The organism is Xanthomonas hortorum (genome assembly GCF_011305375.1).
Classification (GTDB): Bacteria; Pseudomonadota; Gammaproteobacteria; order Xanthomonadales; family Xanthomonadaceae; genus Xanthomonas; species Xanthomonas hortorum_E.
The window spans coordinates 126,160-139,431 of record NZ_VCME01000005.1; the positions used below are offsets into that span (position 1 = coordinate 126,160).

The 13,272-nt window shown below is 66.5% G+C and carries 9 protein-coding genes; 5 read left to right on the forward strand and 4 right to left on the reverse strand.

Annotated features, from left to right (window positions below; all coding sequences use genetic code 11):
- Positions 1-313 precede the first annotated feature (313 nt).
- The 3 genes from FFY45_RS06050 (at position 314) to FFY45_RS06060 (ending at position 6,963) form a co-directional block, all read left to right on the forward strand.
- Positions 314-4,297, forward strand: coding sequence for a non-ribosomal peptide synthetase (locus FFY45_RS06050; protein ID WP_176339752.1), 3,984 nt, complete (start codon positions 314-316; stop codon positions 4,295-4,297).
- A complete protein-coding gene (locus FFY45_RS06055; protein ID WP_176339753.1) occupies positions 4,290-5,627 on the forward strand; it encodes a glycosyltransferase in 1,338 nt (445 codons plus the stop codon). The genes FFY45_RS06050 and FFY45_RS06055 overlap by 8 nt, the downstream gene beginning before the upstream one ends.
- A 208-nt stretch (positions 5,628-5,835) precedes the next feature.
- Positions 5,836-6,963, forward strand: a complete 1,128-nt coding sequence (locus FFY45_RS06060) for an acyltransferase family protein (RefSeq protein ID WP_176339754.1) — start codon at positions 5,836-5,838, stop codon at positions 6,961-6,963.
- A gap of 165 nt (positions 6,964-7,128) precedes the next feature.
- Here FFY45_RS06060 and FFY45_RS06065 read toward each other — a convergent pair whose 3' ends face one another.
- The 4 genes from FFY45_RS06065 to radC all read right to left on the reverse strand — a co-directional run bounded on the left by FFY45_RS06065 (position 7,129) and on the right by radC (position 11,444).
- Complete coding sequence (locus tag FFY45_RS06065; protein ID WP_176339755.1) at positions 7,129-7,884, reverse strand: SDR family NAD(P)-dependent oxidoreductase; 756 nt, start codon at positions 7,882-7,884, stop codon at positions 7,129-7,131.
- A gap of 162 nt (positions 7,885-8,046) precedes the next feature.
- A complete protein-coding gene (locus FFY45_RS06070) occupies positions 8,047-8,946 on the reverse strand; it encodes an SPOR domain-containing protein (protein ID WP_176339756.1) in 900 nt (299 codons plus the stop codon).
- A 45-nt stretch (positions 8,947-8,991) separates the two neighbouring features.
- Positions 8,992-10,680: an arginine--tRNA ligase gene (argS, locus tag FFY45_RS06075; protein WP_176339757.1), complete on the reverse strand. Its 1,689-nt coding sequence runs from the start codon at positions 10,678-10,680 to the stop codon at positions 8,992-8,994.
- An 86-nt stretch (positions 10,681-10,766) separates the two neighbouring features.
- Complete coding sequence (gene radC, locus FFY45_RS06080) at positions 10,767-11,444, reverse strand: RadC family protein (RefSeq protein WP_043889513.1); 678 nt, start codon at positions 11,442-11,444, stop codon at positions 10,767-10,769.
- Between the two features lie 96 nt (positions 11,445-11,540).
- Here radC and coaBC point away from each other — a divergent pair, with 96 nt between their 5' ends.
- On the forward strand, positions 11,541-12,800 hold the full coding sequence (gene coaBC / locus FFY45_RS06085) for a bifunctional phosphopantothenoylcysteine decarboxylase/phosphopantothenate--cysteine ligase CoaBC (protein ID WP_176339758.1): 1,260 nt from the start codon (positions 11,541-11,543) through the stop codon (positions 12,798-12,800).
- Positions 12,797-13,264 carry a dUTP diphosphatase gene (dut, locus tag FFY45_RS06090; RefSeq protein WP_006448981.1) on the forward strand — a complete coding sequence of 156 codons (468 nt, stop codon included), beginning with the start codon at positions 12,797-12,799 and terminating at the stop codon, positions 13,262-13,264. The genes coaBC and dut overlap by 4 nt, the downstream gene beginning before the upstream one ends.
- The last annotated feature ends 8 nt before the right edge of the window (positions 13,265-13,272 follow it).

The following is a 13,272-nucleotide window of genomic DNA, read 5'->3' on the forward strand; positions in this document are numbered from 1 at the left end:
AACGCGCAATTCGTGATTTTTGCACGGTTCATTGTGTTGCCCGATTGTTAGTGTTTATTAACTTGCCGGGAAGCAAGTGCTTCAAGAAAAACGCAGTTGCACGTCTTGGTGTCACTTGCGTGCACTTCGTTGTACGTCTCCATTGTGCGTCTTTATCGAGTGTTCCAACCGCGTATCGCCGGCCTCTGCCGGTGGTCGATGGTGTTTTCTACCTAAACGTTTTTTAGGCCAAGTGCTGATCCGGCGTCTCGTTGACCGCATTGCGGGCAAGACCCGTTGGGCGACTGCGCGCCACACAAGAAGGATGCACGCAATGCACGCTGACGCCTCTCCCGTGATTCCCCTGACCAAAGCGCAACGCGGCCTGTGGGTCGCCAGCAAGTTGCACACCGACAACACCTTGATGTTGTCCGAAGCGTTGGAGATGTTCGGCCCACTCGATCCGCAGCTATTGCTACGCGCCAGCATGCAGCTGACGCGCGAGTTCGACACGCTGCGGCTGTGCATCGTCGAGCACGATGGCGTGCCCGGCCAGGTCATCCGTCCCGAGTACACGGCCGCCATTCCGTACTTCAATCTCAGCGAAGATCCCTCGCCGCGCAACGCGGCCGAGCATTGGGTGGACGAACAAATCCGCAAGCCGGAAAATTTGCAGGACGGGCCGTTGTGGCATTGCGCGGTCTTCCGTCTTGGCGAAGATCACCATATGTGGGTGCAGTGCGTGAGCCATCTGGTGATGGATGGCTATTGCGCATCGATCATGATGCAACGCATGGCGGTGCTCTATAACGCCTACGCTACCGATAGCGAGCCGGAACCTGCGCAGTACGGCAGTGCGCTGTCGTTGAACGAACTTGAGCAGCACTATCGGGAGTCCGATCGCTTTCAGCGCGATCGCACCTACTGGATGCAACAGCTGGCCGATCTGCCGCCGCCGGCCACCTTGGCGCGGCCGGGCAATCAGCTGTCCACCGGGTTGTTGCGTGGCACCGGGCAGTTTTCGCCGCAGCAGGTGGTGCGTTTGCGTGCGCTGGGCAAGGACTATGGCGCCAGCCTGCCGCAGATGCTGATCTCGCTGATTGCCGCGTATTACTACCGCTGCACCGGTGCCGAGGATCTGGTGATCGCAATGCCGGTGACCGGCCGCATCAATGCGCGTTACCGGCAAACCGCCGGGCTGGTGGCCAACGTGATTTCGCTGCGTTTGAAGATGGATCCGCAGCAGCCGATCCATCACTTGTTCGCGCAGGTGTCCTCGGTGGTCAAGCATGCCTTGCGGCACCAGCAATACCGCTTCGAGGATGTGCGTCGCGACCTGGGCGTGTTCGGCATCGAACAGAAGTTCGCGCGGCTGGCGGTGAATATCGAGGCCTTCGATTACGCGCTGCGCTTCGGCGAGGCGTATGCCGTGCCGCACAACCTCTGCAACGGTCCGGCCGACGATCTGACCATCTTCTGCTACGAGCGTGGCGATGGCGCCGCGTTGCGCTTCGATCTGGATGCCAACCCGGCGCTGTACGACAGCGACGAGCTGGCAGAACATTGCCGCCGCCTGACCCACCTGGCCGATGCGGTATTGGCAGATCCGGAGTGCGCACTCGGCCTGATCGATGTGCTGGGTCACGACGAACGCCAGCGGCTGCTGTACACCTGGAACGACACCGCTGCGCCGCTGCCGGAACCGAGCACGTTGTTGCACGGCATGCTACAGCGCGCCGAGCTGATGCCGGCTGCGGTGGTGGTGCAATACGACAACCGCACGCTGGATTACGCCACGTTGTGCGAGCTCGCTTCGCGCGTTGCTGCGCAATGGGTGGCCGACGGCGTGGGCCCGGGCGATGTGGTCGCCATCGCGTTGCCGCGCAGCGAGCAATTGCTGGTGGCCTTGCTGGCGGTGATGTGGAGCGGGGCGGCGTATCTGCCGCTGGACCCGGAAAGCCCGGCCGCGCGCAATCGGCAGATGCTCAACGATTCCGGCGCCATCGCGCTGGTCTGCGAGCCGGCGTTGTGCGAGCGCTATCTGCTCGGTGGCATGGTGTGGCTGGATCCACGCCCGGCGGTGTTGCCGGCGGCGATCGCACCGCTCGCCACGCCGGATGGCACCGCCTACGTGCTGTACACCTCCGGCTCGACCGGTGCGCCCAAGGGCGTGGAAATCAGCCATCGCAATCTGTTCAATTTCCTGCATGCGATGGAGCACGAACTGGCATTGCGCCCGCGCGACCGCGTGCTGGCAGTCACCACCATCACCTTCGATATCGCCGGGCTGGAGTTGTACCTGCCGCTGCTGGTGGGCGCCCGCGTGGTCATCGCACCAGCAGGCATCACCCACGATCCACGCAGCCTGTCGCGCTTGATCGCACACGAGCAGATCAGCGTGGTGCAGGCGACCCCGTCGTTGTGGCGCATCCTGTTGGCCAACCAGGATCTGGCACTGGACCGTATCCACGCGCTGGTCGGCGGTGAGGCCCTGGTGCCGGAGTTGGCGACGCAGTTGCTGAGCCGGGTGGGGCGCCTGACCCAGTTGTACGGGCCAACCGAAACCACCATCTGGTCGACCATCATGCCGTTGCAGCTGACCGACGCCGCAGCCCCACCCATCGGCAGGCCGCTGCTCAACACGCGCGTCTACGTGCTGGATGCGCAGCGGCAGCCGCTGCCCACCGGTGCGATCGGCGAGCTGTATATCGGCGGCGCGGGCGTGGCCAAGGGCTATCGCGGCAAGCGCCAGCTGACCAGCGAGCGCTTTGTGCGCGACCCGTTTGCCGACGACGGCAGCAGCATGTACCGCACCGGCGACCGCGTGCGTCAGCGCCGCGACGGCATGCTGGAGTTCATCGGCCGTGCCGACGCGCAATTGAAGATCCGCGGCCATCGCGTGGAGCCGGCCGAAATCGAAAACGCCTTGCTGCTGCATTCGCAGGTGGCCCAGGCAGTGGTGGTCGGCCATAGCGATGGCGACAACAACGCATTGCAGTTGCTGGCCTATGTGGTGGGCAAGCACGGCACCATGCCGGCGACCGAGCTGCTGCGCGCGCATCTGCAGCAACGCCTACCTGCGTCGATGATTCCCACGCTGTGGATGCCGCTGGAGGCACTGCCGCTGACACCCAACGGCAAGCTGGATCGCCGCGCATTGCCGTCACCGGGCGCATTGCCGCAGCGCGCGCATGTAGCGCCACGCGATGCGCTCGAACACCAACTGGCAGCGATGTTGCAGGACGTGCTGGGCATTGAAGTCGTCGGGGTGGAAGACAACTTCTTCGAACTCGGCGGCGACTCGCTGCGCGCGGCAGAAATGGCAGCGCGTTTCCCGCAGATGTTCGGCGTCGAACTGCCGCTGGGCACGCTGTTCCATGCGCCGACGATTGCCGGCTTGGCCGAGGTGATCAAACGCAGCGCACAGACCCCGAACGATCCGCTCGGCGTGCTGTTGCCGTTGCGTGCGGGTACGCCGGGCACCACGCCGCTGTTCTGCATCCATCCGGTGGTCGGTCTGGGCTGGTCGTATCTCACCCTGCTCGGTCAGCTCGATCCGCAGTGGCCGGTGTATGCATTGCAGTCGCCGGCATTGAGCGACCCGCAGCATCGCCCGGAAAGCATCGAGGCGATCGCGCGCGATTACCTGGCCCGTCTGCGCAGCGTGCAGCCGCATGGGCCGTACCGGCTGATCGGCTGGTCGCTGGGCGGTTTGATCGCCCATGCCATCACCGCCGAGTTGCATGCGCTTGGCGAAGAAGTCGAGTTGCTGGCAATGCTCGACAGCTACCCGCATCTGGAGCAGGCCGCATCGCTGCCGGAGTCGGAAAACGTACGCGCATCGGTGCATGCGCTGGGCCTGACGCTGGCACACGGCCAGCCGATGCCGACCACGGTGGCCGAACTGGCCAGCCTGCTATGCGATCACTACGGGTTGAACGATTTGCCCGCGGTGCGCCAGCTGCTCGAACAACGCCCCACGCTGCTGGACGACATGGGCGGTATGACCCAGCACCACCTGCAGCTGGCGCGGCGTCATCGGCCCAAGCCGCTGGACCAGGATGTGCTGTTCGTCGAAGCAAGCGTGCGCATGACCTCCGGCGGCGACGATGCAGTGTGGGTGGATTACCGGCCGCAGGCCTGGCGCCCGTACGTGCGCAATCTGCACCTGCATACCTTGGACAGCGACCATCATTCGATGCTGTCGTCCACGCATTCGGCCACGCTCAGCGCGTTGCTGCACGCGGCCACTGCGAAAGCCACACAACGCGATGGCAGCATCGCCACCGCCAGCGACGGGGTGGCCGAATATGCCTGAGTCACTGCATACGCCGGCACGTCACCGCCCGGTACTGATCGCCACCCTGGGCACGCATGGCGATGTGCGCCCGATCATCGCGCTGGGCCGCGGCCTGCAGGAGCGCGGTTATCCGGTGCGGGTGCTGACCAGCGCCAACTTCGAATCCCTGATCCGCGCCAATGGGCTGGAATTCTTTCCGCTCAGCGGCGACCACCAGAAGCTGTTGCAGGGCCATCCGAATGTCGCCGAGATGCGCGGCGGCTGGCGCGGCATCTGGGGCACCTTGCGCGCACAACTGATGGACTGGGCGCGCGACTGGGCCGAGCAGGGCCGCGCGGCCTGTGCCGATGCCGGTTTGATTCTCGGCGTCGGCAGCGCGAGCTTGCTGGCACATAGCCTGGGCCAGGCCTACGGCCTGCCGGTGGTATTCACGCAATTGCAGCCGCTGACCGCCTCGCGCCATGTGCCGTTGATGGTGATGCCCACCGTGCGTCTGCCCGGGCTGGTGAGTGTGGCACTGCATCACGCGGTGCGCTTTGCCGGCTGGCAGCTGATGCGCCCGGCGCTCAACGGCATCGTGCGCCCGGCATTGGGGCTGCCGGCGTATCCGTGGAGTGGTCCCGATCGCAGCGCGCAGCGCGTGGTCTACGGCTATAGCGAGCATCTGTGCCCACGTCCGCCGGACTGGCCGGACCGAGCCCAGGTCGCCGGTTTCTGGCAGTTGCCGCAGCCGCAGTGGCAGCCGCCGGCTGCGCTGGAAGCGTTTCTGCAGGCCGGCCCGCCGCCGCTGTATATCGGCTTCGGCAGCATGATCAGCACCGATGCGGCGCAGCTCACCGCCATCGTCAAGGCGGCGGTGCGTCTGACCGGTCAACGCGCGTTGCTGGCCAGCGGCTGGGGCGGGCTGGCGGCCGGGGAAGACGCGTCCGACGATGCGGAGCGCTTCTTCCAGCTGGAGCAGGCACCGCACGATTGGCTGTTCCCGCGGGTGTCGGTCGCAGTGCATCACGGCGGTGCCGGCACGACCGGTGCGGCGCTGGCTGCGGGGATTCCGTCGGTGGTCCTGCCGTTCGGCTACGACCAACCGTTCTGGGCGCATTGCCTGGCCCAGCGCGGCGTCGCGCCCCCGGCACTCGCACGGGTCGGATTGCAGCCGGAAACCTTGGCCGATGCCATCCGCCAGGCCAGCGCGCCGAGCATGCGTGCAGCAGCACGCGTGCTGGGGCAGCGCATCCGTGAGGAGGACGGGATCAGCCGGGCGGTGGATCAGCTGGAAGCATGGGGGTTGCTGCAACCGGCGGTGTCGGTGGCGCCGACCGAGCGGATCGAGCAGCAGGCCGTCGCGTGATACAGACCGTCGTGTGATGGATGACGCTGTGGGGGAACCACAGCGTCGATAGCGGATTGGCGGCGGCAAGGCGGCTGGGCGTTACCGCAGGTCTCTGAGTGCGGCACAGGTGAGGTGCCGGGCGTGTTGCTGCGGCCAACGTCGATGCCGGCATCGCTGCATCGGCGGGATGCGGCACAATCGGGCTCCCTCGCCTTGCATCGTCCGCATGCGCTATCCCGCCCTCGATCTGCTGCGTGGCATCGCCATCGTCTGGGTGATGCTGTTCCATTCCTTCGTGGTCGGCGGCCTGGGGCCGGACTGGGCGTGGTTGTCCCGCTACGGCTGGATGGGCGTGGACCTGTTCTTCGTGTTGAGCGGTTTTCTGATCGGCACGCAGGTACTGCGGCCGCTGGCGCACGGGCAAGGCCTGGACTTCAAGGCGTTCTATCTGCGCCGCGCGTTCCGCATCCTGCCGGCGTTTCTGGTGGTGCTGGCGATCTACATGGCGTGGCCGGATGTTCGTGAGTCGCCCGGGCTGGCACCGTGGTGGATGTTTGTCAGCTTCACCCTGAACCTGTTCGTCGATTACAGCCGCGATGCCGCGTTCTCGCACGCCTGGTCGCTGTGCGTGGAAGAACATTTCTATCTGGTGTTTCCGTTGCTCGCGACGCTGTTGATGCGTCGGCCCTCGGCCGCGCGCTTTGTCGTGCTCTGCGTGCTGGTGGTGGTTGCAGGTATCGCGCTGCGTGCCGGCATCTGGTGGCACAACACCGCCCTGGACAGCGCCGGTGCCGGCCTGCAGCGCAACTGGTTTGTCGAAGACCTCTATTACCCGACCTGGAACCGTCTGGACGGTCTGCTGGCCGGTGTCGTGCTGGCGGTGCTCAAGATCTTCCGCCCCACGCTGTGGCAACGGCTGCAGCAGCGCGGCAACGCGGTGCTGTGTGCCTGCATTGCGATTCTGGCGCTGGCGTTGTGGCTGTTTCGCGAGCGCACCGGCCTGATCGGCAATGCGTTGGGCTGGCCGGTGTTGTCGTTGGGGCTCGCCTTGCTGGTGCTGGCCGGCACCGCCACCCGCGGCGTGCTTGGCGGCCTGCGCGTGCCGGGCGCGGCGTGGCTGGCGGGCATTTCCTACAGCCTGTATCTGACCCACAAGGCCGTGTTCCATCTCACCCAGGGCTGGTTCGGCCCGGCGCTGGAGGGGCGTGGCGTGCTGGCATTTGCGGTGTATGGCCTGATGGCAGTGCTAGGCGGTGCGGTCTTGCACTACGCGGTGGAGCGCCCGTTCCTGCAGCTGCGCGACAAGATGCTGCGGCCAGGCGCACGGCCGTTGGCTGCCGCTGATCGCGCCTGACCGGGCATCGCAAAACGCCGCGCAATGCGCGGCGTTGTCGTCATCTCTGGCAGTGCGCCAGTTCCAGCGCCGCACCGAGCTTGGATGCTGCGCGATCTGCGCACGCGCCAATCAACACATCATCGGGTCGCGGCGCGACCGAGGCATTGGCGTTGCAGGCCAACGTTACTGCGCGTCGCGCGCCACCTGGAAACCGGCAAAGGACTGCGTCACCGGCATGATTTCCAGCCGATTGATATTCAGATGCGCCGGCAGGCTGGCGACATAGAAGATCTGCTCGGCGATGTCCTCGGCGGTCATCGGCGTGGCGCCGCGGTACAGCGTGTCGGAGGCGGCCTGGTTGCCGCCGGTGCGCACCAGGGTGAATTCGGTTTCGGCCATGCCCGGTTCGATCGAGGTCACGCGCACGCCGGTGCCGTGCAGGTCTGCGCGCAGACCCAGCGAAAACTGCTGCACGAACGCCTTGGTGCCGCCGTACACATTGCCGCCGGTGTACGGGTAGGTCGCCGCCACCGAGGCGATGTTGATGATCGCGCCGCGGCGTTCGATCAGCGCCGGCAGCAGGCGGTGGGTGAGGGTGACCAGGGCGGTGACGTTGGTGTCGATCATCTGCTGCCACTGCGTCAGGTCGGCCTGCTGTGCAGGCGCGGTGCCCAGCGCCAGGCCGGCGTTGTTGACCAGCACATCGATGTCGGCGAAGTCAGCCGGCAATGCGTCGATCGCTGCCGACAAGGCCTGCGCATCGCGCATGTCGAACGCGGCGGTGTGCACCTGGCCGGCGGGCAGTTCGGCGGCCAGCGCTTCCAGGCGCTCGGCGCGCCGGCCGGTGGCGATGATCTTCCAGCCGGCAGCAGCAAAACGGCGCACGGCGGCGCTGCCGAATCCGGAGGTGGCACCAGTGATCAGAACGGTCTTGGACATGGGGGTAACTCCTGCGAAGGGGGATCAGGCGAAGCAATCAGGTGTGGCGACCGTGCCGGATGCGCGTGCCGCTGCACGGCGTGCGTGCAGCCCGGCCGCACCGAGCGGCTTGCGCGCAACGACGTCGTAGCAACAGGCGGCAAGCGCGATCCGACACTGTTGCTACTGCGCCTTGATGGCGATGGCAGGCAATCCGCTGCCGGTCAGTTTCTGCTTGGCTTCGGCCAGTTCGCCGGCGCTGCCATACGGCCCCATGCGCACGCGGTAGACGGTTTTTCCGCTGATTTCAGCCGATTCCACGCGTGCGGCCAGGCCCATCATCGCCAGCTTGGCCTTGGTCGATTCGGCATCGCCGGAGGCGCCGAACGAGCCGGCCTGCAGGATGTAGCGGGTGTTGTCTGTCACTGCAGGTGCAGCCGCCGTCGTTGCCGCTGCGGTCGTCGCAGCCGGTTTCGGCGCTGCAGTTGCAGGTGCGGCGGCAGCCGGCGTGGTGAGCGCTGCGGTGCTGGCCGGCGCCGGTGTCGCCGCCGGACGTACAGGCGTAGTTTCCGCCAACGGCTTGGGCGCGCTGGCGGCGGTTTCGTTCAACGGCACCGGCACGCTGGCGGCCGGCGTGGCGGCAGCAACACGTGCTGCTGCACCCGGTGCAGGCGCAACCGGCTTTCCTTCCAGCGCGGCGCGCGCACGTGCGGCTTCTTCGGCGCGCGCACTGGCCGCCAGTTCGGCATCGGACATCTGTACTTCCTTGCCGGGCAGCAAGGTGTAGAAGTCGTACTGCGTCTGCGCATCGCCGGGTTTGGCTTGTGGCTTGGGCACTTGTGCGCTTGGCTTGGGCAGTTCGGCCGGCGTATCCACGTCGGCATCTGCCACCGGCTCGGGCTGCGCATCGGGATTGGCGCGCGGGCCCACACGCAGGAAGCCGTCGCCGTCCTTCTTGAACAGGTTGGGCGCTGCCAGAAAGATCACTGCCGCAATCGCAGCGCCTGCCACCAACCACACCCAACCAGGGGTGCCATTGCTGGTGTTGCGTCGCGCCTGACTCTTACCGCGTCGTGCTGCCATCTACCACTTCTCCGAATCACGTCGTTGCGGGCCGTGCGGCCCGACTTACATCTTTTCTGGGGCGCTGACGCCGAGCAGTTCCAGGCCGTTGGCGAGCACCTGTTGCGTGGCGACGGCGAGAGTGAGTTTGGCGTCGCGCTCTGCGGCATCGTCCACCAGCAGTTTGGTGTTGTGATACCACGTGTGGAAGGCGTGCGCCAATTCACGCAGGTACTGCGCAATCTGATACGGCTCCAGCGTCTGGCCGGCAATTTCGACCACTTCCGCATAGCGCGACAGCTCGACCATGACGTTGAGCGAATGCTCGTCATCCAGACGCGCCAGCTCGGCCAACCCATGTGCCTGCTCGTACTTGTAGCCTTTTTCCAGCGCCTGACGCAGCACGCTGCACACGCGGGCATGCGCGTACTGCACATAGAACACCGGGTTGTCGTTGCTCTGCTGACGGGCCAGGTCGATGTCGAAGGTGAGCTGCGAATCGGGCTTGCGCGCGATCAGGAACCAGCGCACCGCATCGGCGCTGGTTTCTTCGATCAGATCGCGCAGGGTGACGTAGCTGCCGGCACGCTTGGACAGCTTCACCTCTTCGCCGCCGCGCATCACCGTGACCATCTGGTGCAGCACGTATTCCGGCCAGCCCTGCGGGATGCCCAGTTCCAAGGCCTGCAGGCCGGCGCGCACGCGCGTCAGCGAGCCGTGGTGGTCAGCGCCGAGCTCGGTGATCGCGCGCTCGTAGCCGCGCTGCCACTTGGTCAGGTGATAGGCCACGTCCGGCACGAAGTAGGTGTAGGTGCCGTCGGACTTGCGCATCACCCGGTCCTTGTCGTCACCGAAGTCGGTGGACTTCAACCACAACGCGCCGCCTTCCTCGTAGGTGTGGCCGGAAGCGATCAGCTTCTGCACCGCCTCTTCGACCTTGCCGTCCTTGTACAGCGAGCTTTCCAGGAAATAGATATCGAAATCGACGCGGAACGCGGCCAGGTCGTGGTTCTGCTCGTTACGCAGATAGGCCACCGCGAAGCGGCGGATCGCGTCGAAATCGGCAGGATCCTTGCCGCCGGTGACCAGATGGCCTTCCAGGTCGACGGTGTCGCCGGCCAGGTAGGCGTTGGCCACATCGGCGATGTAGTCGCCGCGGTAGCCGTTCTCCGGCCAGCCGTCGCTGTCGGGGGTGAGCCCCTGCGCGCGCGCCTGCACCGACAAGGCCAGGTTTTCGATCTGCACGCCGGCATCGTTGTAGTAGAACTCGCGCTTGACGTTCCAGCCGTTGGCATCGAGCACCCGCGCCAGGCTGTCGCCGATCGCCGCCGCGCGGCCGTGGCCGACATGCAGCGGGCCGGTCGGGTTGGCCGAGACGTACTCCACGCCCACCGAGCGGCCATTGCCGGCCAGCCCGCGGCCGTAGTCGGGGCCCTGCTTGATCACATGCGCCACTTCGCGCTGGTAGGCGGAGGGCGTCAGGTGGAAGTTGATGAAGCCCGGGCCGGCGATGTCCACCTTGGCCACGTCGTCGCTGGCCGGCAACGCGGCGACCAGTGCCTGGGCCAGTGCACGCGGATTGCTGCGCGCGGGCTTGGCCAGCAGCATCGCGGCATTGGTGGCGAAGTCGCCGTGTTCGCGCGTCTTGGGCCGCTCGACCACAAAATCCGGCGGCAGGGTGTCGGCAGGCAGGGTGCCGTTGGCGCGCAAGGCTTCGATGCCTTGGCCGATCAGTGCGCGGAGTTGGGCTTTCACGTGGGATCTGCTTGGAACGAAACCACCGATTTTACCCGACCGCGCGCCCCCGGGTCCGGCAGACGGTTCAGGTCACCGCCGCGTTGTCATTCCAGCCAGCCGCGCTCGGCCAGCGACACCGGGCGGCCGTCGCCGATCACGAAGTGGTCGAGCAGGCGGATCTCCACCAGATCCAGTGCCTCCAGCAAACGTGTGGTAACCGCGCGGTCGGCCTCGGAGGGCTCCGGGTTGCCGGACGGATGGTTGTGCCCGACGATCACGGCCGCTGCATTGTGCAGTAGCGCCCGTCGCACCACTTCGCGCGTATGGATGTCGGCGCCATCAAGCGTGCCTGTGAACAATTCCTCGAAGGCGATGGCGTGATGTTTGGTATCCAGGTACAGCACCGCGAACACCTCGTACGCCTTTGCACGTAGTCGCTGCGAAAAATAGCGGCCGACGCTGGGTGGGTCGCTGAGCGCTTCGCCGCGCTCCAGCTCGCTCATCAGGTGACGGTGTGCCAGTTCCAGCGCCGCATTGAGCTTGCAGGCCGAGGCGGGCCCAAGGCCGGGCAGGCGCGCCAGGGCCGGGGCCGGGCGATCCAGCAGCACGCGCAGCGGGCCGTGGCGAAGCAGCAGATCGCGCGCAGTGCGCACGGCGTCCTGGCCGCGCAGACCGGAGCCGACAAAGATCGCCAGCAGCTCGGCATCGGATAAGGCAGTCGCCCCGCGCGCCAGAAGTTTCTCGCGCGGGCGTTCGTCGGTGGGCCAGTCGTGAATGTGCATATGGCGAGATTGCCGGTGCTCATCGCTCACGCCTATCAGGCCAGGCGGGGGCATCGGCTAATCTAGTTGTCCTTGTAACCGTAGGACGACTCCGACGTGATCGGCTCCACTCAGGCCCGCCCCCTGGACGGACAGCGCTTGCTGCTGTGCGTCGGCGGAGGCATTGCCGCTTACAAATCGCTCGAACTGGTCCGTCGCCTGCGCGACGCCGGCGCGCAGGTGCAGGTCGCCATGACCAGCGGCGCACAACAATTCATCACCCCGCTCAGCTTCCAGGCGCTGTCCGGGCAGCCCACCCGCACCACCTTGTGGGACAGCGCCGCCGAGCAGGCGATGGGGCATATCGAACTGGCGCGCTGGGCCGATCAGGTGATCGTCGCCCCAGCCACCGCCGACCTGCTGGCGCGTCTGGCGCATGGCCTGGCCGACGACCTGGTCACCACGCTGTGCCTGGCCACCACCGCGCCGCTGACCGTAGCTCCGGCGATGAACCACCGCATGTGGCTGCATCCGGCCACCCAGGCCAACGTGGCGACCCTGCGCACGCGTGGCGTGAGCGTGGTCGGCCCGGACGACGGCCCGTTGGCCGAAGGCGAATCCGGCCCCGGCCGGCTGGCCGAGCCGGCGGCGATCATCGCTGCGCTGGTCGGCACCGCCGCGCCTGTCGCCTCCAGGAGTGCAAGCGCGGCGGCCTTCGTGCCCGGCAGCGCGCAACTGGAAGGTTTGCGCATCGTGATCAGTGCCGGTCCCACCTTCGAGGACCTGGACCCGGTGCGCTACGTCGGCAACCGCAGCAGCGGCAAGATGGGCTATGCCCTGGCCGCTGCGGCTGCCTACCAGGGCGCCGAGGTGGTGCTGGTCAGCGGCCCGGTGCATCAGACCACTCCGGCCGGCGTGCAACGGATCGACGTGCGCTCGGCCGCGCAGATGCGCGATGCGGTGCTGGGCGCGTTCCCGGCCGACATCTACATCGGTGCCGCCGCAGTGGCCGACTACACCCCCAAACGGGTGGTCGCGCAGAAGATCAAGAAGACCGGCGAAACGCTGACCCTGGAACTGGTGCGCACCCCGGACATCCTGGCCGAAGTCGCCGCGCAAACCGGCGCATTGAAGCTGGTGGTCGGTTTTGCGGCCGAAACGCACGACGTGGAGCACTATGCGCGTGGCAAGCTCGCCGCCAAGCGGCTGGACCTGATCATCGCCAATCAGGTGGGGATCGAAGGCGGTGGCTTCGAAAGCGACAACAACGCTGCGATCGCCTATTGGCAGGGTGGCGAACGTGGCTTCCCCAGCAGCAGCAAAACCGAATTGGCCGAGCAACTGCTGGCCCTGATCGCGGAGAGATTGCAGGCATGAGCCACCCAACCCAGTCCTTGCAAGTGAAGTTGCTCGACCCGCGCTTCGGCGACCTGTGGCCGTTGCCGGCCTATGCCACCGAAGCCAGCGCAGGCATGGACTTGCGCGCTGCGCTGGAAGCACCGATGACGCTGGAGCCCGGCGATGCGGCGCTGATCCCCAGCGGCATCGCGATTCATCTGGCCGACCCGCAGCTGTGCGCGGTGATCCTGCCGCGCTCGGGCCTGGGCCATCGCCACGGCATCGTGCTCGGCAATGGCACCGGCCTGATCGATGCCGATTACCAGGGGCCGCTGCTGATCAGCACCTGGAATCGCGGCCGTGCCGCCTTCACCATCGAGCCGGGCGACCGCATCGCACAGCTGGTGATCCTGCCGATCGTGCGCGTGGGCTTGCAAGTGGTGGATACTTTCGTCGACAGCGCGCGGGGAGCGGGTGGATTCGGCCACACCGGCGTGCGCTGACGGGGGCG